The organism is Calothrix sp. PCC 6303 (genome assembly GCF_000317435.1).
Taxonomy (GTDB): Bacteria; Cyanobacteriota; Cyanobacteriia; order Cyanobacteriales; family Nostocaceae; genus PCC-6303.
Window position 1 is genome coordinate 2,947,966 of the sequence record NC_019751.1, and the last position, 21,357, is coordinate 2,969,322.

Sequence of the window (21,357 nt, forward strand, 5' to 3'; positions counted from 1 at the left end):
TGATGTAAACCTAAAATGCGATTTCTTGCTGTTGGTAAGTGGGAGAAGATTGTTTCAAGTCAGAAATGAAAGCAGCGATCGCACTAATCCCCGTACACAATATCCCACTAGCAGCACGATAACCCCGACGACTCCAACCAGACCACCCAAATCTTTCCCCTATCTCACCAAACTCCTCTAAAACTGCATCTGATTTTGATTCTTGCTGTGAGCGATCGCTTGTTTGAAGCCGAACAATTTCTTGCTCTTTCTGCGACAACACACTGTTTAAGCGATCGACTTCGGACATCAACGGTTCGATAGTTTTCTCCAACTCCGAGTTAACCACTTTTGCAGCTTGATTGTTAAAAGTATTACCCCAATTGTTCGCACTGGAGTTTTCGAGGGCTTTTTTTAACTCAGCCACCCGTTTTTCTAATAGTCGGTTTTTGGTTTGCAATGCGTTAAGCGATCGCACCTCCAAATCTTTGCTTGCTAATTGTTCGATTAATTTCTGTTTGGCTTGTTCCAGCGCACGAGCATATTCCTGAGCAGCTTGAATTTCTCGTTTTGCAGCTTGCAATGCAGCATCCCGAATTTCGATAAACCTCCCCTGCTCGGACTCTGCTTTTTCGCGTTCCCTTTGTGCTAAAGCATCTGCGACTTTTTGTTCGACTTGGGCAGCAGTAAAAAGCTCTTGGGAAGTGGTCTTGGCAATTGGTTGTTGAGTTTCTAGTTCGATTTGGTGAGGTTTGAGCAGGTGTTTGACTTCCATCCCCTGAGCGATCGTATGGTCAAGCAATACCCAGAAGTCATCTTGCCGCTTGGACATGATTATCCCACTGCTCCCATTCCAACCCGTATTCTCTTCCTTAACGACTATTCGCATTCCTGGGACTAATTCGGGGATTGAGGAGGAAATTTGATTTGCGTCCTCACTAGGAAATGCTTGCTTATTTCCTCCCTCTCTGGCTCTCTCACCCCCTCGCTCCTGCTTAACCTGCGCTGCGGTCTTTTTGCCCGATTGCACCAATTCCTTGACCAAATCGTGGCTCACTTTGGTTAGCTGTCGAAGTGCAGAAACGCTCCAATTTTGTAGGTTTTGACGGATTAGTTTTTGCGATCGCGTGGGTAATTTCTCGAACCAGGCGCTAATTTCCATTGCTGAGGAGGCAATATAGCGGGACGCACCAAAATCAGGTGAAGCAAGCCATTCAGAGAATACTTTCTTGCCATTCGGGCAAAACGCAAGGCAGTCAAAGTAGAAATCTTGGAGCGATCGCCCTATCTCAATTAAGCCATCAAAGGTCTGGCGAACGAAGCCAAAGAAGTTGCCGAGAGTGGATTTTGCCTTAGCTTGTAAATCGGGTTTGGCAAAGCGATCGTAATCGAAGCTATACGCTAGTGAAAAAGGAGCAGTTGCGTTCATAATTAAAGATGTCCCTATTCATTTGGGCTAACCTTGCCCTCCGTCCTGATTGCGAGTCTTGCGGGGGGTTTTGGTTTCTAAAAACGTGCGTTGCAAACCCTCTATAAGCAATGCTTTAATGCAATGCTGAGAGGATTTTTGCGTTTATACCTAAATTTTATCACGTAGTCACGTAGTCACTTAATCACTTAAATATATTTAACACTAAAAATTATGTCTAAAAAAACGAGGACGGAGAGACTTAATTTATCGATGGACGAAAATCTGAAGCGACATTTTAATACCGTGTGTACGTGGAAGGGTGTAAACATGAGCGATGTAGCGCACGAATTAATCGAACACTGGGTTAAGGAGAATGCACCGCCAGGGCTTTTTGATAAACCAGATGATGTTGATGATAAAAATGGGAAGTAGAGAGATTGTTGCCAAAAAAAATGGTTTATTGTTTACAAATGGCAGCGATCGCTCTGCAACCGACAGGTCAGCACTAAGTCCCAAGAGGAGAAGCTACGCCAGTGCGATCGCCTCCCAGGATTTTACAGATGCAAGCAGGTGCAAACTCTTACTTGGCAATAGTTCCAGTTCTGTAACTAAGGGACTTCCAAAGAATAAATTATTCCAAAAAAAGGAAAAGACAGGTTGATTTAAAGAATGATAATCATTTTGAGGGGGAGAAAAGGGTTTGCCGTCGGCAAGCCCTTTTCTCCCCCTCATTTATGCATAAGAGTCTATACACTTGTTATTTGAAGTTAAACAGTGTAAATAAGGGATATTTTGCCGCTAAATAAATGTTGCTATTAAAATGAAATCACGTTTGTTTTACTACAACAAATATCAATAAACCAATTACCTAAATTTGGGAAAACTTCATGATTAGAATCGGTTAGCCGCTCAATCTGTTTTCGATTTGAGCCATAGCTTTTTTTGTAAGCTTTACCCCATTCTCATAAGTTTCGTGTACTAGCTTAACGACTGGATGTTTCCCGTTCCATTTCATAGTGCTAGCAAAATTTAAAGCCGTTTCTAGTTCATCTAAAATACTCCCATTCCAATGATTTTCTAGTACTGCCCATGTCCTTTCTATTGGATTGTATTTACTATGATAGGGAGGATAATAAGCTAAACGTATATTTACTTGATGTTTGTGAGCAAACTCTACTATACGTTTCATAAATTGGGTACGCCGCGAACTATTCTGCGGACCATTATCTTGATTCAGAAGTAGTGTTTTAACTTCAGAAAAACGATGCTTTTCACAAGACCAAAAATCTTCTAGAATATCAACGATAAAATCACTTGTAACTTTCGATTCTGTAAAGTACAAAAATAACTCGTCAAGCTCTGGAAGAAATATTCCATAAGGAGTTACAGTTGTTTTCGGATTATAATCATGGTCTGATGCTTTCACCCCATCCCGGCTTTTACCCCCTCGGTCAAATGAGCCGATCTTAACACAGGCTTTTCCGTCCATGCTTAGACGTAAAACACTCTTATCTTCATCTGCATCTTTATTTACTACATCTAATTGCTCAAAGATTGCATCAGTTTGTGGGATTTTTTTTGAGGCTGAACTTTCTTTACCCTTCTGAGCTTATAACCTAAATTATTTAATTTGACTCGAATTGTTTCTGATGTATGTAACTTTTCATCACTATAACCAGACTTTTCGATTAATTGCTTTCTAACTTCGGCTGCACTGAGTCTAGTATATAGTCTTTGACTTTTAAAACTCGGATCGGTTTGACTATAGAAGTCAACTATTTTTTTGATATCTTCTAAAAGATTTGGCAGATGTTCTTCTGCTTTGTAACGTCCTTTGCCACTCATGTTATCAACACAAGTAATACCGCTTTTTAATTCTCTTGTTCCTTTGCGAATTGTGTCTCGATTCCATCCTAATTCTGATTGTGCAAGTCTTTGCCCTCCTAAACCTAAGCTTTGAACTGTCGAAGCCATAAATCTACGCTTTTCTGCACCTTTTAATTGAGATGCAGTTTCAATGAACAACTTTTTCAGAGAATCAGTTAATACTATAGTCACCAGTTGCTACACTCAAAAACTCAGTCATTATTCAAATTACTACAAAAGGGGGATGAAGGGGCTGCCGTCGGCAGCCCCTTCATCCCCCTTTAAAATGATTATCATTATTTCCAATGGAATAGTTTATTTTCTGGAAGTCCCTTAAATCCTGCTGTAACTGCAAGTATAGAGGTTGAGTAGAGCGAGAGGAGCGGCTATTAGTCGTTGGTTTAAAACTAACAGCAACGCGATCGCGTTTGAGATTCAGAGGTATTTTTTGACCGTAAAATGTATAAAATAGTTCGTCTGTAGTTTGTGCTTGTGCGAGTTTCCCGTATTGATGAGGGATAAGGGGGAGACTTGTAGAAGTGAGGAAACAACCAGCTAAAACCAGACTTGAGAGAAAACGTTTCATAATTGCAACTAAGTTAATTTTGCTGGTTAGATGTATTTCTCAGGTTGGGGAGGATATGCCATTTTCAGAAATTGCATAAGGTCAATTTCTCCAGAATTATAGAAAGATGAGGATGGAAAATAGTTGTTAAATCAGGTACTCAGTATGAAATGTATCAAGGTACAACTTGTTGCGTATGGGAGCATTCACTATGTGACAATCAACAATAATATTTAAATAAAAATACTTATGGGTGATGCTTCAAGGTATTGGAAATTAGTGAGGATTGATGGGGGAGGGAACCGGAAAATTCTGGAAATCCCTACTGCTAGGTCATTTTTCACGCAATTATTTGGTGAATTAACTGATGATGCACCGGATGGAGATATTCAGCATCAGCTGATGGATTTGTATCGAGATAGTTCTGGTGAAAGTAGTTTGCTTGCGGAACGCTGTTTACTTTGCTTCGTATCTGGAATTTTAGAACAGGGATGTTTGAAATTAACAAGTAGATTTGGTGAGAAGTATAATTTTCATTGCAGCGAATTATTACCTTTTGTCTTGGATGATGATGGGAGGTTATCACCGGGAAGTAAACATCAATGTTTTTCTCGACAAATTCTTCAAAGTTTTGATACAACTCAAGGTAGTTTGACTACTTGGGCAAGTATCAGGGTAAAACAGCATCCAGAATTAAACCATTTTCTTTTGGAACGTGGTGTTTATCTAATTAGCAATTGGGCAATTCTCAATGATACTCAACCTCAACAATTGCAGCGTATTCTCAAGGATTTTCATACTCTGGGTGAATTAGAGATTCAGTCAGCACAATATCTTTTGCAGGGGTATCATACTATTTACCGAGTTCAAAGATTACAAAATATTAGAAATAAGATTAGGATTAAATGTATTGAGCCAAGTTATCAACAATTAGAAGATATTGCGATATATATCAAAAATCAAACAGGGAGATTATTTGATAATGAAACTGTGAGAGTCAAGTTGACAAAGCTAGCAAATCAATTACGTGAATATCGAATTTATGTGAGGGGTGGTTCTTTACCAATAGATTCTCTAGATGCAAGTTTTACAAATAAGTCTAATTCATTATTAGATAATGTATCTGCTCCTGCTAGTGAAAATAGTGAAATCAGCGATGAACAATCTGAATTTTTAGAGTTTTATCGCCATCAATTTCAGGAGAGTTTGCAATCAGCTTTAGCCCAAGTTACAGAAGCAAGGGTGAGAAAATTGCAAAAAAAGGGTGATAAAGCGAGAATATTTTTAACTGCTCTGGAGTTATCCCAATGTCAGAATTTAGCGATGAAGGAAATTGCTGAGACATTAGGAATGAGAGCGCAATATACGGTGACAAAGTTATTGAAATTAAAGGAACTACGAACGGATGTGCAACAGGAAATGTTGATAATTTTAAAAGATTCGGTAAAGGAGCAAGCAAAAAACTATGCTGATGTGCAAGCATTGAATAAACTAGATGAACAGCTAACAATTTTTCTATTATCAGAAATTAGCAAAATTATTGAAAATGCCGAATCCCAGTCTCGAACGGCGAAGAATTATTTAAAAACTGATATTTTTGCACAACGTTTATGTGAATATCTCGATATTAGAAAACAGGCAAATAATTAATTATGAATCACCTTACAAGTAATATTTTACCCATGTCTTACCTTGACTTTGACGATTTACCAACCTCCGCAATTATTTTATCAGATGATGATATTGACCGAGCCGCAGAAATAAGCGAACGACTTTCGTCGCGCAAGCTTCGCATTCCCAATCGGTTGAAGGAATGGCAAGTCTATCTCAATTGTTTGGCTTTATCTGCTTTTGAAACCTGGTTGGATGAAAGGGCTGAATCTTTAACAATTAATTCAGATAAATGTACGATTTTGCAACCAGCTTTGGCAAATTTTATTAATGCTGTTGCTAATTTACAAGTTGGTGAATTTAAAGTTTGTTTGATTGCTACTGGTAGTCTCAATGATGAAATGGTGAGTTTACCAAGAGTCATAATTGATTTACCTGAGTTTATCCCCCATTTTTATGTGTTAGTTGAGGTGCTAGAAGAACGACAAAGTGCGAATGTTTACGCTTTTTTATCCTATCAAGAATTGCTAGAGAGGCAAAATTTAATGTCTCTACAATCAGATGGCAATTATCAACTACCAATATCATCTTTTGATAATAATCCAGACCGTTTATTATTATATTTACGTTGTTTGGAAGTATCCGCAATATCCTTACCTGCAATTCCTACAAACCGTGCAGAGATTTTAGCAACTGTACAAAATCAATTACTTGAGTTATTACCGGAATTGCAATTGCCTGAACGGGAATTAGCCGATATTTTAACCTGGGAACAAGCAACTGCTGTATTTACGAATCCAGAATTACTGAATTGGGTTTATACTTTACAGCAAGATTTGCAGCCAGAAAATAATCCTCCTGCAAATACCTTTTTACGGGATTTGATCAAATTGATTACCCAACCAGCAGTGAATGCTGGACGTTGGTTAGGGAATGAGTTAGATGAGTTAGCAAAAGGACTTTCTTGGGTACTTTTACCAAGTTTTGTGCCAGCTTCGGGAATGCGTCCAATGCGTATTCCAGAGGAAGAATTTGAGGTAATTGCTACCCAATTGCGACAGAGAGGTTTGGAAATTCCCATCCAAGCAAGGGGTGCATATCAGGATATATTGTTAGCTGGGATTCCTCTGCGGATGTATGCGGTAACTTGGCATTTGGTAGGAGAATCTGAGCAACGGGAGTGGAGTTTATTGTTAATTTTAGGCGCTCCTGCTTTGAGTAGCTTACCTGCTGATATTAAACTTAGGGTTAGCGACCAAACTGGTATTTTAGACGAGTTGGGATTAAATGCAGAAAGTGAAGATGCTTATATATTTACCCGTGTTGTGGGTAATTGGGATGAGAAGTTTTTGGTAAGTGTGAGTTTGATGGATGGGGTTGAGGTGAATTTACCACCGTTTGCTTTTGATTTGGGGAGGTAACAACATCTATACATTGGCTGGGTAAATTCGATAAGATGCTGAGATGATAGACCACGATCGCCTGTTTAAAGAACTCCTATCTAACTTTTTCCCGGAGTTTATCGAGCTATTTTTTCCTGATATTAGTGCTGAGTGGGAGCGTGACTCAGTACGGTTTTTACCTTTGGAAGTAATTACCGATGTGACTGAGGGGGAAAGGAAAATTCTTGATGTTCTCGTACAAGTATCATTTAAAAATCAGGATGCTTTATTTATCATTCATACCGAACATCAGTCCTATTCCCAAACTGGGTTTAATCAACGGATGTTTACCTATTTCGCTCGTTTGCACGAAAAATACGCGCTTCCCATTTACCCGATTGTTATTTATTCCCACGATAGCCCCAAAACACCCGAACCAAATTCCTACCGTATTCAGTTAGCAAAAAAAGTAATATTAGAGTTTAATTATGATGTTATTCAGCTAAATCAACTGCATTGGCAAGATTTTGTGAATCAGCGAAATCCTGTAGCTAGCGCTTTAATGGCAAAAATGCGGATGAGTACAAGCGAACGTCCTCAAGTCAAACTGACATCATTACAATTGTTGACTACTCTTCAACTCAACCCTGCACAAGTACAGTTAATTTCTGGTTTTATTGATACCTATCTCGAATTGAACTCCCAAGAAGAAGTCGTGTTTCAGGAACAACTTGCTAACATTGAAGCAAGAGAGCAGGAGGAAGTTATGCAAATTGTGACTAGTTGGATGCGACAAGGACTCGAACAAGGGGAAAAACAGGGAGAGTTAAAATTGCTAATGCGACAAATTAACCGTCGTTTTGGGGAAATCAGTCCAAAATTGAAGGGTGAAATCGAGAATTTGTCAACCCCTGAGTTAGAAAATTTGGGTGAAGCGCTGTTAGATTTCTCTGATGTTGCGGATTTAGAAGCTTGGTTTGAGAGTCTTGCTTAGTTGAGAGTGGAAGCATTCTCTAACCTTTATCCTAAATTGGATCATCTCTACCAATCCCCAATTCCTTGAGTTTGATTTTCACATCCTCCCACTGGGTACCGCAATAGTAATATTGTTTATCCAATATATTGGCAATGTAGTAACCCTGCTTTCCACCATTGATGCGGAAAAGTGCGATCGCAACTTTTTTCATCGATGTCCCAAATGCTGCAAATTCGTCTTCGGGGGATAAATTTGGAGCATTAAATAGGTTCAAAAATGGTTCACCATGTTTAAAAGCCCAACCATTACCTCTGCGCTGAATAATTTGATAATATACAGGACAAACGACTGTGGTGCTAGAATCTGCCATAATTAAATCAGTTTTAATTTTGAGTAAAGCCCCTAGCAGGCTACTAGGGGCTACTAACTATATGTTAGTTGTTAGTGTTGTTTTGCTCACCTGGTTCATCAGCGATGTCTTCCAGGTCTTGCTCAACTGTTTCTGAGTCAACGAGGTAGGTTTCCCCCGATACTTCATCTCGCTTTTTCCAAACTCCTTGGAAAAGACGGATAAATATTTTAACTGGATTCCAGAAACCTCGATGACCGTTACCGTTTTGATTCAATAAATCACCTCCTTAATTCGGTAAATGGGGACACAATTGTCCCCAAATTTATTTTAAATTGCTTTTACACCACTTTCTGTGAATAAATTTAACTATTTTTAGATATTACAGATGATTTATTGCTGAGGATTAAGATAATTTCTCCGTTGGCGATCGCATCCAATAATTGTCCGGTGGAGCCTTCATCATCATAGACATAGCCTAGATTTTGGGCGATTTCCTTTAACTTGTCTCCTGTCCCTTGAGCTACTCGTGCATGGAGATTGGTACGGTCGAGTTTCTTTCTTCCTGCCATAAATGTCAACCATTAAATCATAAAAGTGGTTTACATCTATAGAATAGCAAAAGGTCTTCATGTTGTGATACAGGGGATACCAGAAACTTTTTTGACATTTCTTTACAATATCTTTACATTGCACATAGTCATCAGTGTTTGTACGGTATGTCACCTCAAGGTATCGTAACTATGCTGAGGTTTATTTTTAAGTTTTGCGTAAATTTTGGCATAACCTGGTTTGCCCTCAGAAATACAAGAGATTGAACAAGCAGCATATAGCGATAAAAGAGGAGTAACCAATGTCTAACCGATTGAAGAGTTTTGCTTTAGCTAGTTTAGTGTTTTCACTGACTTGTGGTGTTGGTTTGGCTGCGAGTGATGTGGTAGTGAAGCATACATTGGCACAAACTGCGGCTAGTTCTGATGGGAAAGCGGAAGCTGATAAGTTGTTTCAGGATGGGGTGCAGCAGTTTCGTCGTGGGGAATATCCGAAAGCGTTGCAGACTTATCAACGGGTGTTGGAGATTCGGCGAAAACTGGGGGATAAAGCGGGTATTGGGCAAGCGCTGAATAATATAGGACAGGTTTACAACGTTTTTCAGCAAAACGACAAAGCATTAGAAATCTTACAACAAGCTTTAATAATTCGTAGGGAAATTAAAGATCGTGCTGGAGAGGGAGAAACCCTGACTGCCTGACAGATTTGTTTGAAAAGCAGTCAAACCCAGGAATTAAAGGAGTAAATTCGAGAAAAGCATATTCCGAGATTGTCATCTTGACGAGCTTTATTGGAGGCAAAACTTGGTTGAGGATCTTGTGATAACAAAGGAATTGGGGTGAGTAATTGTCGTCCCTTGTGAATAACACCTTTGAGCCAGCGCAAACCAATCTTGAGATAACTTAAACCACGATTCCAGTGGGGGTCAACACAAGTACGTAAACCAGCAATTTGTACAGCCATGCCGTGGGTTGTACTGTAAAGTAAAGCTAAGGCGGCAATCAAATACAATCTCTCCAAAGATTCGGCATCACGAATGCGAGAATCTTCGAGTTCAAATGCACCTGATTTACTGTCCAGAAATAGTTCCTCTACGCAGAACCTCAAAGCATACTCATGCAATGTTTTTAAAGCTGGCTCTTCGTCTGTAACAACTGCCCAATGCTCGGATACCACTTCTGGATAGGCGACTACCAAATTACAGCGAATTAGGCAATCTTGCCACAGTCCAACGTTACGATAAAAAGCTGCTTGTCCTCGATTTGGATAAATTGATTTTACATGTGTTGGGTAACGTCTAACTCCATGCAAGCATGTATCACTTGGGATACGTATACAGTAATGCCAATTGCTTTTTTGCAACCAACTCAAGAAATCATGATTTGCAAAGCCCCTATCTGCAAGTATCATAATATCGGAATCACGGCGTAGTAACCACCTAGCTTTACGTAGCATCACCTCGTATTCCTTAAATGCAACCGTTGCACTGTTATGTTCCAATACTCTCCACAATAAAGGGATTGCTCGCCCACAACACACCACTGAGATGTGAATCATGCAGAAACGATTCCAAAGCATAGTTGTATCTAATGCCAAATACAATCGATGTTTTTCCCAGTCTTTGAGTGCCAACAATGCCAATGGCAAGTATATTTTTTCAACGTTAATCCTTATATTTTCAAGGAATCTATGCCACCTGCGCTCGTAGCTTTGAGCTTGTTTGGCATAACTGTCTACATATGGTTCCCATGCGCTCAAACTTAACTGACCACTACATATCAGCCCATTAATCATCCAAGCAAGAGTTTTTAAATGACGCAAATCACGGTAGGTACTGTATTGACGTAAGTATCCTAATACCTGACTATAAAGTTGGGTTGAGTTTGACATGGTATTTTTTGGTAGAAGTCTGGTAACTTTACCATCTCATGTCTCTCGACCTTTTTTACTAAAATCCTTGATTTTGCTAGGCTTTTCAGAGTTCTGTCAGGCAGTCAGCCATTCGAGTTTTCTCCGCGTAGGTTAGTAATTTTTTAAAAATAATTTTCGAGAAGATTGGATATATAGAGATGTATGAAAAGCATCAGTACATCTCTATATAATCTGAAGCTGCTAGTGTTTGAAAGCTTAAAAAGACTTCCGATTTACTAACATTATTCTTCTTGGTGTCTGCCGTACACCAAATACTTAAAAAGCAAGAGCCACAACTACACTAATTTGCTGGTTTTCGTCATTCAATTCGGTCACAAAGCTTTCGGAATCATCGAACAATTCAGCACCAGATGGGTTGAGTTTCGATAAGTCATTAAATTTGATGTTAGCAATTTTTCTTCTCCGCGATAGTTATTTTTTGGTAACTATCGATCGATTATTTTTAGTATTCGATATTTAGGAGTAGAAATTTAATAACCTATTATTTTGATTGATGGATAGTGCAGTAATAGGAGCAGCTTATTGTATACTTTGTTCGGAGTCATGACAACAGACCTGAGGGCAAGTCCATGGTGGAGGAGTTTGCTGACCAAAAGTCAAAAACTTGCAAGAACCACCAACTATATTGATTTGCTCGTTTTCATCGTTCAATTCTGTCAAAAAGCTTTCTGAATCGTCAAATAAGTCAACGCCAGATAGGTTCATTTTCGACAAATCATTCAATTTGATATTAGCCATTTTGCTAGTCTCTAATGTTTTGAGTTTTGTTTTTGTGTTTGTTCAATCAAGCACTTTCGACTTGATTTATATTTTTATAGTAGCTCTTAAAATTAGCATGATCTACAAAAATGCAAGTCTATGAATGACATTAGAATTGCATTTTTTATAGGTTGAATTTAAAGAAAAGTTTAAATATATGTTTAAAATCAGGTATTTCACTATTGAAATAGTGGAATATTTAAAGATTGTGTGAATTCATAAATATCGTAGGTGAGAAGTGAAATATTTTTGTCCCTATAATTCAGTAAAAAATCATCTCAAAATATTTTGCAGTAGTTTTGATATATTTGAACCACATCAACCTGGTAGAGCACATTGGATTTCTAATTTATAGGGCGCTAAAGCGCAACTACGAACTATTTTTATTGGATCATTTTAGTTGTGTCAGTCCACTACGTATATTTCAAAAATAAGATGCTAGAGTGCCAGTCCAGTAGAAGTGCTTGACCTAAAACGCAAGATACGCGTGTTGTTAAAATTGGGAATTTTAGTGTTCTGTTTTATGCGAACCCTAAAAATCAGACCCAATAATTTTACCCAAAATATACGTTTTATCCTAACCCACATACCTTCTTTTTTGTCAACATATATTAGTGGACTGGCTCTCTAGTCCTGTGTCAACATAAAAACTAATAAAAAATCAGCGCGATTTTGCGATCGCGCCGATAAATGGTTTTGTAAATCTAATTTGAATAACTATAGGAATCCGATTTGATTATTGTTGGCCTAGCCTGTGCTTTGCACTTAAAAATTTATATCTGAGGTGTGTTATGGCTTTAGCCTAACGCACCAAAATCCGGAAGAAGGTGCGTTACACTTCTTGGTAACACTACGTGTGTTTCATAAATCAAATATGAGTCCCATATAGCTATTAGTGGGTACATCCCAGCGGCTAAACAACCGTTTAGCCTCCTAATTGGTGAATATTATATGGTAATTTTTATTCTGTAAATCACCTAACAATTGGGATGCTCGCGCTATTAGTTACTATTATTGCCAAACCAAGATTGATGGCAAAGATTCTGGAAATGCTAACCGTAATAACTGATAGCCAACACCTGCATTCCCACGATAAAAATTAGAGCTATAAATGCTGTCGTAGGCGTGAGAATTAAAATAATAGCTTCCATGTTGTCTTGCTCTATTTAATACCCATTCCGTTTGTTTCCAGGCAATATCCAGCCATTCATTTTTACCTAATTTTTGAGATGCCAAAATAAATAATTCAACTCTACCCATGTTTCCACAGCAGAGATGATCTATATCTGCATTGGGTACGCCATATTTGAGGGTAGTTTCTAAAGCCATATCTATATCTGAGTAAATTTCCTCTGTCTGCAAACCTGCTTTTTTCAAAATTGGTAAGCTAGCCAAGCGTGCTAATCCAATTCCGGCACTACCATGACACCAAGTATGTAAGAAATTAGCTTGATTTGTTTCGCCGGACATGCGAAAATCGGGCCAGTTTTTAACCGATGCGTCAAATACACTTTGCTCGTAGGCGATCGCTTCTTGGGCTGCTTCTAAAAAAGCGATATTTTTCGTAGCATCATATAACTGCAATAGGGAAAGGGAAATGCCTGCTGCTCCATGAGAAAAACCAGTTAGGGGTTTTTTACTTTCTATTGTTATCCATGCTCTAGGATTGGTATTACTTCGCGATGCGAGTAAATGATTTCCGCAGGCAATTGCTATATCTAATATTGTTCTATCATTAGTTTGATCATAAAGTTGTAGCAAGCCAGGAATTACTCCGGCTACTCCAAACACTATATCGAATTTGTTGTCGCGATCGATTACCTGTTGTGTCAGTTGTTTAGCTGCAACTATGGCAGCATCTAAAAGGCTAGATTCTTCTAAAAATTGACTGATTTTAACTAAGCTATAAATAGTACCACCCGTTCCTAGCAAACCCAATTCTGATTTTCTTAGATCTTTAGGAATTTCTATTTTCTCCAAAGATTTTTGGAAAGGGAATAAAGCCTTTGAAGCAACTTGTTTGAATTCACTATTATTCGTAATTTTCCCCAAAGCAGCAAGAAATAAAGCGATTCCAGTACGTCCTACATACAAGGAATCATCTAATGTTTCGACTTTGTAGCGGTTAGCCTTAAATATATGGTCTAAATTCAACCAGTTACACTCGTTAGAATGATGGATAGCGTTAGATACAAGATGATTACCAATTTCTGTCGCTTCTTGTAGTAATTCACTGCGAGTAATTGAGTTAAATTGTGCTAAACGACCCCGTAAAGCTGTGTCGTTTTTCGCCAAATGGGCAAACTTAGCATTAAAGCTAGCTTGAATTAATTTTGTTTGTAATTCTAAATCTTGCGTATCGAGATTTTGCAGTTTAGCAATTAAATTTTGATAACTGGATGTTTCAAAAAACTGCTCGATCCTATGATTTTCTTCAAGTTCCAAATCGACGCGATCGCAACTTACAGAGAAATACGGAATATCTTGCTGTTGCAAAGATTTAATTTCGGCACACCAAATTTTCCAGGTCTCCGAATTTGGTTCCCTTTCTACTAATGAACAACTAAGTCGATCGACGAGACTATGAATGCTAATACTATATTCAATTCCATTACCCAAAGCTTGAGGAGTGAGAGATTTTTTCGCTGCAATCGTATAGATAATTTCTGGATGGGGAATAAATCGAGATTTTGCGAGCTTAATATCTGAGATGGGGCTACTTTGGGATAGTAAAATGTCTTTGTTTTTGATTAACAAACAGTATATTTCTGAGAATCCTGCAATAATTTCTGGTGCGTAGTTTTTTGAAGTAACAGCCTTACCTTCTAAAATTACTGCATTTTTACCAGAAGGAATAATCGTAGTTGTAGGGACTAAATGCATTGCATCAGTATTGACAAATTTCCATTCCTTAGCTGCATTAACCTGTTGGGGATGAATGTTACCAATAACGCTAGTATCTTGAGTATGAGAAGAAAATATATTACCTCCCCAAGCAGGTAAAAATCCCATTCTTAAAACCGAATTTTGCAGCCATTCTTCCGAATTCTCTGTGCTTTTAATTGTCGGTTGCATCAAAATATCTGCGTCGATAAGAATTGGGTATTCTGAACTAGCAATCACATCTGCCGAGCCACAATCTTTTGCTCCCAATACAAACATCAGACATAATAACATCCCCGCTCTGTAATAAAAGTTTTCGACTGCAATTTTATTTTCACAAGAGTGATGGGGAACAAATTCAACCCAACCATATCGATCGCGATCGATAATTGCAGTCGTTTTGAGTGGTAAAGATATCTCTTGTTGATTGCACCATTTTAATAAGCGATTGAAAACGACATCTAGATTTAAGTTTTTCGGTTTGTAGACGATTTTAGCACCAGAAGCGAATGTAATAGCTAAAATACTACGCCCACCCTGGTGAAAATTAGCAAGGGATGTTTCTATATTTGTTACTTGACCAATGCCAATATCAGAAGAAAAAGCTAACTCAATTTCTGGTAAATCCAGATGCAATCTCTGGATAAATTCGTGATTACTGTCTATCCAAAAATCAATATTTTTAGCAATAAGACGAGCTAGAACTGGATAGCGATCGAAAAATTCTAATCCTCCATCTTGAAGAATATTTTGAATAAATTTACAGTATATAGCTCGCAGCGGAGTGTTATTACTATCTTCTATTTGATTTTCAGCAGAAAAATAATTATCACCCCGTAATTTGTTAAACTCAAATAATAATGTTTCCGTTCCAATACACATCAGCCGTTGCAGTAAGCTATATTCTAAATTCGCATATGCGTCTTGGCTGAGTAAAGTATCAATATCTAAAGGGAATAACTTTTGGGATAGTTTTTGTCGTGCTACTCGAATGAATGGCAAATAAAAGTCTTCAAATGGCAAAGATTTTTCGTTGATAAATAATACTTTGTCTTCGCTTTCTAGCTTAAATGAGTAATTCTTGACATCGATAACTAGCTCTTCTAGGGTTTTTACCCAAGGAGGGAAAACACCATTGCTCTGAATCTCAACTGTATCGAGCAAGGGGCGTATTTTATCAAAATCTAAGCTATCCCAAGAAAGACGTTGTTGCAGGATTTCTTCTCCACCAATTGCTTGGCACCAATATTGGAGACGCTGCTCAATTAAATTTTGATCGAGATTTTTAATATCGGTATCTTTGCGACTATTGTTATCTATTTGCTCAGATAAAAAAATAGCATTGATAACTATTTTTGATGATTTAGATATAGTGGTTGCCATTTTAAGCGTTCGTAGTAATTGTATAGAAGTAATACAACAGAATTGAGGTTTAAATAGGTGGGTGGAAAAAATTATAACTACGTCATAAGGGTTTTGAGCTTTTTATATTTCGTTACATAGTTCGGTTTATTTGAGCCAACCTACTTAATTAGATTAATTGCTGGTAATCCAGACATGTATAAATATCTTCGGAATTGGCATTTAAATAAACTTGCTCTAAGCTAATTCCTATATTAGAAAAGTGGTCAAAAATAGCCCGCATTCTGTCTGTGGGTGTATTTTTGCCTCTATACCAAACTTCTAATAAAGCATTGGCAATTATTTGGCAGCGATTCATGCCAAAGCTTTCCCGATCGCGGAATTTTTGGTCTGGCTCCTCTGCCAAACCCAACCCCGGTGCTAGTTGTTTGGTAAATAATGGAATCTCCAATTTAAAATCTGTTTGGTGCTCTAGATAAATTGAATTGAGAAATTTATTAACTAGTTGATAATCTTGTTTATCAACATACAAAACCCCCGAATCGTGACGTTTATAATCCTTGGGGTTGTACAAAAATTTCAGTTGAAAGGGAATATTTGCCTCGTTCAAATAATTTGTTAATCTACCCATCACGGCAACAGCACCAGATGGAGTTAAATTAAAATATATTCGCACGGTTATCCCTCTATGTTCTATTGCCTTATCTACACTACGATATAATCCAGCATTTCCTACTGCTAAATAGAAACCATTTTGAACTATATTTTTTGGCATTTTTACCGCAACTATATCTCCTATAGAAGCTTCTCTTTCAGATGGTTGTAAATGTTTATTTCTACGAATATGCAGCCTCAAGCCGTTTTTTATAACTGCTAAACTACCGTCGCTTTCTTCCTTTAAAATCAGCCAACCAGGTTGAAAATATCCATTTCCAGCGTTGCTTTCGTGCAGTCGATCATAAAAAGCTAAATCGACTCCTAAAGCTGTATTATTTTCTAAATCTAAAGGCAACTTATTTTCTGTCTCCTCGGTTGCGGTTTCGCTTTGTATCGAGCCATTGTAATAAACGCCATAAAGAAATTTTTGTAGTTGTAAACTAAGATACTTTTCCTGCATTGCATCTGGCAATTTTTGAAAGCGATCGATAGTTTCAGCAGGTATTTCGGATGGTTTATAATTCTGGTGACGGATCGAGAAATCTGATTTAATTTCAATGTTGTTAACGATGTCTTCGAGGACATCGAGCAATCGCTTATTTAGTTTATCTGTAGGTGGCTGAAGTTGTGTGTGCATCGAATTAAGTAGCTGCATAAGGAGTATTGGAGTTTTAATTGGAATAAAAAGAAAATTGCTGCGATTTGGCGTTCAGCCGCTCTGAAAGTGCCTAGCTACCTATTAACTCAACTATTAGACTAATGTATGAGTTTGTTTGATTAATAGATTTGCATCGGTAAAGAAATTAGCTCCGAAAATTGTTGGCATCGATTCTTCAGGACGACACAACAAGCTTTTTGCTACTTGAAGCATGGCAATACCAGAATTACCGAAAGATTTTTTATATTGAATCATGGCTTGAATTGCTTGAATTAAACTAAAACCGATAAATCGCATAACTTGCAGTAAGAAATCAGTACGATGCTCTACAATATCTGGAAATGTTTGTAAATAAACTAGGGTCAATTGAGCAATTGATGGTTGTAATTTTTCTATTGGAATCATTGCTAAAGTCAAAGATTCTTCCAGGCTTAATGATTTACTAATTACTAAACTACCTAACCATAATTGTATGTAACTACCAATTAACATCCCCAAATCAAAAGCTGGGTCTCCCCAAGCACAACGCTCCCAGTCAATTAACCGTATAATGTTGCTTTGGTGATTTTTACTATCTTGGTTATCGTGAGTGACTAATTGTTGCCAATTTGGATCGGCTAATAACTGCTTGACTAGGATGTTATTTAGTTTTAGGTCATTATGGATTAAACAACACGGAACAACGCTATCAGCCAAATCTGTTAGGGCTTTTCCCAAGCTGTCATATTTTTGATATAGAGTAAAAAATCTCAAACTATCAGCAGGTATAGAGCTATAGATTTCTGGTTCTATCCGCTCCAACCTCCGAATGATATAACTGACTAGATTGTTGTTGTAATTATCTTCAGAATTATCTACCTTTTCAGAAAGGAAATTTTTATATTCTGTTTTATTAAAAGTGCAGCGATGGATAGTAGCCAAAATATAACCAATTGCCGAGGCGATATCCTCTGAAAAGATCTGCTCCTTGGTATAGAATTCCATTAAATCTTGATAATCATCTAGATATTTCAACACCATAATGGAATTTTCGGCATCGAAATGTAATATTTTTGGTAAAAAGGCATCGATAAAATTGAGTTCTGGAAATGTTGTAAAAATTTTTTGTATTTTTTGTTCGCCCAAAAATTCACCGGATGATTTTCCATTACGATCTAGCAGTTCTTGCTTGACCAAAAGTTTGCGATTATTTTGCAGTGTAATCAGTAAATTAAAGTTTTTGGCAGGTTTTAATTCAATTTGAATTTTCTCTACTTCTTCTTGGGAGCAAAGTCGAGACTCGATTAAATAATCGCTCACATTTTGGGAGTTTAATAAAAATGTCATAAGGTCTATTTTAATGTTCTATCGAAAACTCGTATGTAGCTAATTAACTTCTTCAACTACTTTATTCTGCCAGTATCTAGTATTTTTCCAGAGTTTTCAAAATCAAAAAGGGACATAATAACTATGTTTAAATCCTCTTTTTTATCAAATAATTCGTAAAACAGCTATTTTCCGTCAAATATTGATTGTGTCAGGTAATTATTTGCTAAAACCGGAATTTTTATGTCCTAATTTTATTAGATTATCTATACACAACTAATGTTTGTAGAAGCTGCATATCTCAGTGCTAGCACAGATAGAGAAATATCATAAAATACCTTGAATTAGGGCAAACAGCCGTACTCCGAAGCGGAGTAGACACAAAGTGGCTTCTGTAAGTAGCAAGCTATGCCCCTACCCGATATTTTCTTTTACGCCACAGATTTTCCATGAATTTTCCGACTAATATCCCAAATTTGAATGCGTTGATTATTCGTTGAATTAAACCACTCCCCCGCAGCTAATTTTTTGCCATCAGAACTCCAAAATACGCGTCCTGTATGAGGCAAATTAATCCCTATCGTTTCAATCTCTTTTCCTGTCGAAATATCCCAGCGTTTAATTGTCTTATCCTGGCTTACTGAAGTGAGGTTTTTGCTGTCATCCGACCAAACCACGTCTAAAACCGCGCTACCGTGCCCGGTGAGGGATTTAACAAATTTTCCTGCTGTCGCATCCCAAATTTGAATCGTTCTGCTTACATCTGTCGTGGCAATAAATTTACCATCTCGGCTCCAAGCGATCGCACTCGAATTTCCGGAAACTTTCTTGACGATTCTTTCCCTACCAGTAGTTGCAAAAGTTTTACTATTTGGGTTCCAAGCGATATTTGCGTTAGCGAAGCTTAACGGAGTTATCGCCGTTTTTTGATTTTCGCTGGGGATATTCAACGATTTACCTGTGGAAGTGTCCCAAAGTTTAATTGTGCCACCTTCTTCTTCGCTAGCATTAGAGGCGAGAATTTTGCCATCGGGACTCCACGACACAAAGTTAACTAAACCATTGTGTCCGGTAAGGGTTTTGATTAATTGATTCGTAATGGTATTGCGGATTTGAATTGTGCTGTCCGGACTTCCTGATGCAAGGGTTTGATAATCGCGACTGATTGCAAGATTTGTTTTCGGATTCCCATTTTTGTCAGTGTTCTCGATCGTGATTGGTTTTATTGGTTGGGAATTAGTTGTCATGGCTTGAGAAGTTCGAGTATGATTTTTTTGCTGTTGGGAAACTCCATGAACCTGAAAAGCTATGGTAACGATCGACATCGTTAAGCTCAGTCCAATGGTTAGGTTTTTGCTAAAGCGAATTAAATTAGTAAATTTACGCAAATTCATAGTTATGGTGTGATTTAGAGAAATTGGTTATTAGTAAGTAATCATGGACTGCGATCGCACTTTTATCGCATCTTTGCTAAACCTGGTCGATCCAACCGCTTACTCATCTATATTTCCTGGAAGTTGAGGGGGTATGCAAATTTCTCTCGATTTCTTCATCTCTTCCAAAACCTGCATACCCATAAATTACTCAGAAGTATATAACGTCTACAAGCACAAACCCAATTTATCCAGATCGAAGTCCGGAGAATAGTTGAATAAAGTTGATTTAAGTTGATTTAAATACTTGGGAGAAATCTATTGCCATCACTTATGCTGAAAAAAATACTTATCTTCTCAATTAGCATCGCTTTAATTTGCTTAACATTCGTATCATTCGTAAATTATAAAGCTTGGTTTTGGCCATTAGAACTATTAGCTCATTTTCAATTACAATATTTAATTGTTTCTTTAATTATCAGCACTACTTTATTAATTCTTTGGTGGAGAGGTTACTTTAAATATAAACTCTTAATCTTTCTCTCCTTAATGCTAGTTGGTTTAAACTCTATCGGAATCCTTCCTTGGTATTTACCCCACCCACAGCAAATAAATAATGCCTCTCAACCTCTAAGAATTTTACAGTTCAATTTAAACCCTGATAATGACCACTTTAGCGAAGTAGCTGAAGTCGTAAAAGAACAAAAACCTGATGTCGCTTTATTTATTGAAGTTGATAAAAATGCAGTTGAGCAACTAAATACAAAATTAAAAGATATTTTACCTTATTCCTTTAGAAGCCCAGGTGGTGGTTTAGCGCTTTTTACCCGTCAACCCTTCCGAGATGCTAAGGGAGATAAATTAAACGGAGACGCTACTAATTTACTTGCAACTTTAGAAATTAACAACAAACCCATCCAATTAATTGGGACTCATCCAACCATACCAATAAAGCCCTCAACCTTTCACCGCCGCAATCGCCAATTAACAGCATTGAGCAGTTATGTGAGTACCCTTAAAGTCCCAGTAATTGTCCTTGGAGATTTTAACTTAACACCTTGGTCTCCTTATTACCGAGAATTTGTCCAAAAATCTGGGTTACATAATGCTAGTTTAGGTTATGGTATTTTACCTAGTTGGCCTCGAAGCGCAACTCACGTCCGCTACCCCAATTGGTTAATTCCTCTCATGAACATTCCCATTGACCATTGTTTTGTCACTAAAGAATTTCGCATAGCAGGAATTCGTACTAGCTCCCATGCTAACTCAGACCACGCACCATTAATTACCGACTTAGTATTGTCTAAAAATCCAAAATCTCAAATCCAGTCGCTATAAGATTTAATAGCAAATGGGTGAATAAATAAACTCATGCAACGCAAAAACCTTGCTTTTGAATTTTATCTTCGTGTGTTTACTCCCACTAATGATGATTCGCGATCGCTTACCAAACGCTGGCAAATATAATGGTTGGTAAATTCAATGTTGTTCGTATATATTTTAATGATTGTAAGATGGTAAATTAAGTAACTATATACTTAGCAATTAAGGTAACATCCAAAAGCTACATATAGCATCTTTAATTGGACAAGTTTTGTCTTTAATCGGATTATCGTCTAAATAAAGATATAAAGGATTCAAGCTTGATAGGGGCTTAATATCAACAATGCGATTAGACATTAAACTAAGTTGATAAAGATTTTTGAGCCCCGCTAAAGGTGTGACATCAACGATTTG

General features: G+C 37.5%; 19 protein-coding genes and 1 pseudogene. 7 read left to right on the forward strand and 13 right to left on the reverse strand.

Translation table 11 applies throughout. The features are described 5' to 3' along the window. Positions 1-10 precede the first annotated feature (10 nt). Positions 11-1,408, reverse strand: a complete 1,398-nt coding sequence (locus CAL6303_RS12110) for a hypothetical protein (RefSeq protein WP_015198118.1) — start codon at positions 1,406-1,408, stop codon at positions 11-13. Between the two features lie 213 nt (positions 1,409-1,621). On the opposite strand from CAL6303_RS12110, the gene CAL6303_RS31450 reads away from it, so the two are divergent. After that, on the forward strand, positions 1,622-1,822 hold the full coding sequence (locus CAL6303_RS31450; RefSeq protein ID WP_015198119.1) for a plasmid partition protein ParG: 201 nt from the start codon (positions 1,622-1,624) through the stop codon (positions 1,820-1,822). Beyond that, positions 1,812-2,051 (forward strand): hypothetical protein, encoded by a 240-nt coding sequence (locus CAL6303_RS12120; RefSeq protein WP_144051042.1) that lies wholly within the window; start codon positions 1,812-1,814, stop codon positions 2,049-2,051. Before CAL6303_RS31450 ends, CAL6303_RS12120 begins: the two co-directional genes overlap by 11 nt. Before the next feature lie 154 nt (positions 2,052-2,205). Here the strand turns inward: CAL6303_RS12120 and CAL6303_RS29175 are convergent. Both CAL6303_RS29175 and CAL6303_RS12135 read right to left on the reverse strand, forming a co-directional pair. Then, positions 2,206-3,442: pseudogene (locus tag CAL6303_RS29175) on the reverse strand (ISAzo13 family transposase). 85 nt (positions 3,443-3,527) lie between these two features. Further along, positions 3,528-3,842, reverse strand: coding sequence for a hypothetical protein (locus CAL6303_RS12135; protein WP_015198121.1), 315 nt, complete (start codon positions 3,840-3,842; stop codon positions 3,528-3,530). A gap of 228 nt (positions 3,843-4,070) precedes the next feature. Between CAL6303_RS12135 and CAL6303_RS12140 the strand changes: the two genes are divergently transcribed. The 3 genes from CAL6303_RS12140 to CAL6303_RS12150 are packed head-to-tail and all read left to right on the forward strand — an operon-like array spanning position 4,071 to position 7,808. Then, positions 4,071-5,471: a hypothetical protein gene (locus CAL6303_RS12140; RefSeq protein ID WP_015198122.1), complete on the forward strand. Its 1,401-nt coding sequence runs from the start codon at positions 4,071-4,073 to the stop codon at positions 5,469-5,471. Between the two features lie 2 nt (positions 5,472-5,473). Next, complete coding sequence (locus tag CAL6303_RS12145) at positions 5,474-6,853, forward strand: DUF1822 family protein (protein WP_015198123.1); 1,380 nt, start codon at positions 5,474-5,476, stop codon at positions 6,851-6,853. A gap of 43 nt (positions 6,854-6,896) precedes the next feature. Next, positions 6,897-7,808: a DUF4351 domain-containing protein gene (locus tag CAL6303_RS12150; RefSeq protein ID WP_015198124.1), complete on the forward strand. Its 912-nt coding sequence runs from the start codon at positions 6,897-6,899 to the stop codon at positions 7,806-7,808. A 31-nt stretch (positions 7,809-7,839) separates the two neighbouring features. Here CAL6303_RS12150 and CAL6303_RS12155 read toward each other — a convergent pair whose 3' ends face one another. From CAL6303_RS12155 to CAL6303_RS12165, 3 genes are all read right to left on the reverse strand, one after another. Then, the gene (locus tag CAL6303_RS12155) at positions 7,840-8,160 is read right to left on the reverse strand and encodes a hypothetical protein (RefSeq protein ID WP_015198125.1); all 321 of its coding nucleotides are present in this window, start codon (positions 8,158-8,160) and stop codon (positions 7,840-7,842) included. Positions 8,161-8,224: 64 nt separating this feature from the next. Then, on the reverse strand, positions 8,225-8,416 hold the full coding sequence (locus CAL6303_RS12160) for a hypothetical protein (protein WP_015198126.1): 192 nt from the start codon (positions 8,414-8,416) through the stop codon (positions 8,225-8,227). Between the two features lie 88 nt (positions 8,417-8,504). Then, the gene (locus CAL6303_RS12165) at positions 8,505-8,711 is read right to left on the reverse strand and encodes a hypothetical protein (protein WP_015198127.1); all 207 of its coding nucleotides are present in this window, start codon (positions 8,709-8,711) and stop codon (positions 8,505-8,507) included. A 281-nt stretch (positions 8,712-8,992) separates the two neighbouring features. On the opposite strand from CAL6303_RS12165, the gene CAL6303_RS12170 reads away from it, so the two are divergent. Next, positions 8,993-9,391, forward strand: a complete 399-nt coding sequence (locus CAL6303_RS12170; protein WP_015198128.1) for a tetratricopeptide repeat protein — start codon at positions 8,993-8,995, stop codon at positions 9,389-9,391. Between the two features lie 20 nt (positions 9,392-9,411). On the opposite strand, the gene CAL6303_RS31105 is transcribed toward CAL6303_RS12170, so the two are convergent. The 6 genes from CAL6303_RS31105 to CAL6303_RS28485 all read right to left on the reverse strand — a co-directional run bounded on the left by CAL6303_RS31105 (position 9,412) and on the right by CAL6303_RS28485 (position 19,641). Next, positions 9,412-10,581, reverse strand: coding sequence for a transposase (locus CAL6303_RS31105; protein WP_015196004.1), 1,170 nt, complete (start codon positions 10,579-10,581; stop codon positions 9,412-9,414). A gap of 561 nt (positions 10,582-11,142) precedes the next feature. Beyond that, complete coding sequence (locus tag CAL6303_RS12180) at positions 11,143-11,361, reverse strand: hypothetical protein (protein ID WP_015198129.1); 219 nt, start codon at positions 11,359-11,361, stop codon at positions 11,143-11,145. A 1,032-nt stretch (positions 11,362-12,393) separates the two neighbouring features. Next, complete coding sequence (locus tag CAL6303_RS12185) at positions 12,394-15,648, reverse strand: type 2 lanthipeptide synthetase LanM family protein (RefSeq protein WP_015198130.1); 3,255 nt, start codon at positions 15,646-15,648, stop codon at positions 12,394-12,396. A gap of 148 nt (positions 15,649-15,796) precedes the next feature. Continuing rightward, positions 15,797-16,939 (reverse strand): T3SS effector HopA1 family protein, encoded by a 1,143-nt coding sequence (locus tag CAL6303_RS12190; protein WP_015198131.1) that lies wholly within the window; start codon positions 16,937-16,939, stop codon positions 15,797-15,799. 96 nt (positions 16,940-17,035) lie between these two features. Continuing rightward, positions 17,036-18,268 (reverse strand): phosphotransferase, encoded by a 1,233-nt coding sequence (locus CAL6303_RS12195; protein ID WP_015198132.1) that lies wholly within the window; start codon positions 18,266-18,268, stop codon positions 17,036-17,038. 410 nt (positions 18,269-18,678) lie between these two features. Further along, entirely contained in the window at positions 18,679-19,641 is a 963-nt protein-coding gene (locus CAL6303_RS28485; RefSeq protein ID WP_015198133.1) for a WD40 repeat domain-containing protein, read from the reverse strand. Between the two features lie 312 nt (positions 19,642-19,953). Here CAL6303_RS28485 and CAL6303_RS12205 point away from each other — a divergent pair, with 312 nt between their 5' ends. Continuing rightward, positions 19,954-20,958: an endonuclease/exonuclease/phosphatase family protein gene (locus tag CAL6303_RS12205; protein ID WP_015198134.1), complete on the forward strand. Its 1,005-nt coding sequence runs from the start codon at positions 19,954-19,956 to the stop codon at positions 20,956-20,958. 207 nt (positions 20,959-21,165) lie between these two features. Here the strand turns inward: CAL6303_RS12205 and CAL6303_RS31710 are convergent, their stop codons facing one another. Further along, complete coding sequence (locus CAL6303_RS31710) at positions 21,166-21,354, reverse strand: hypothetical protein (protein ID WP_083866308.1); 189 nt, start codon at positions 21,352-21,354, stop codon at positions 21,166-21,168. Between the last annotated feature and the right edge of the window lie 3 nt (positions 21,355-21,357).

Coding starts and splice junctions, on each gene's coding strand:
- CAL6303_RS12110 (WP_015198118.1), bottom strand. CDS start 1,408: ATGAACGCAACTGCTCCTTTTTCACTAGCGTATAGCTTCGATTACGAT.
- CAL6303_RS31450 (WP_015198119.1), top strand. CDS start 1,622: ATGTCTAAAAAAACGAGGACGGAGAGACTTAATTTATCGATGGACGAA.
- CAL6303_RS12120 (WP_144051042.1), top strand. CDS start 1,812: ATGGGAAGTAGAGAGATTGTTGCCAAAAAAAATGGTTTATTGTTTACA.
- CAL6303_RS12135 (WP_015198121.1), bottom strand. CDS start 3,842: ATGAAACGTTTTCTCTCAAGTCTGGTTTTAGCTGGTTGTTTCCTCACT.
- CAL6303_RS12140 (WP_015198122.1), top strand. CDS start 4,071: ATGGGTGATGCTTCAAGGTATTGGAAATTAGTGAGGATTGATGGGGGA.
- CAL6303_RS12145 (WP_015198123.1), top strand. CDS start 5,474: ATGAATCACCTTACAAGTAATATTTTACCCATGTCTTACCTTGACTTT.
- CAL6303_RS12150 (WP_015198124.1), top strand. CDS start 6,897: ATGATAGACCACGATCGCCTGTTTAAAGAACTCCTATCTAACTTTTTC.
- CAL6303_RS12155 (WP_015198125.1), bottom strand. CDS start 8,160: ATGGCAGATTCTAGCACCACAGTCGTTTGTCCTGTATATTATCAAATT.
- CAL6303_RS12165 (WP_015198127.1), bottom strand. CDS start 8,711: ATGGCAGGAAGAAAGAAACTCGACCGTACCAATCTCCATGCACGAGTA.
- CAL6303_RS12170 (WP_015198128.1), top strand. CDS start 8,993: ATGTCTAACCGATTGAAGAGTTTTGCTTTAGCTAGTTTAGTGTTTTCA.
- CAL6303_RS31105 (WP_015196004.1), bottom strand. CDS start 10,581: ATGTCAAACTCAACCCAACTTTATAGTCAGGTATTAGGATACTTACGT.
- CAL6303_RS12180 (WP_015198129.1), bottom strand. CDS start 11,361: ATGGCTAATATCAAATTGAATGATTTGTCGAAAATGAACCTATCTGGC.
- CAL6303_RS12185 (WP_015198130.1), bottom strand. CDS start 15,648: ATGGCAACCACTATATCTAAATCATCAAAAATAGTTATCAATGCTATT.
- CAL6303_RS12190 (WP_015198131.1), bottom strand. CDS start 16,939: ATGCAGCTACTTAATTCGATGCACACACAACTTCAGCCACCTACAGAT.
- CAL6303_RS12195 (WP_015198132.1), bottom strand. CDS start 18,268: ATGACATTTTTATTAAACTCCCAAAATGTGAGCGATTATTTAATCGAG.
- CAL6303_RS28485 (WP_015198133.1), bottom strand. CDS start 19,641: ATGAATTTGCGTAAATTTACTAATTTAATTCGCTTTAGCAAAAACCTA.
- CAL6303_RS12205 (WP_015198134.1), top strand. CDS start 19,954: ATGCTGAAAAAAATACTTATCTTCTCAATTAGCATCGCTTTAATTTGC.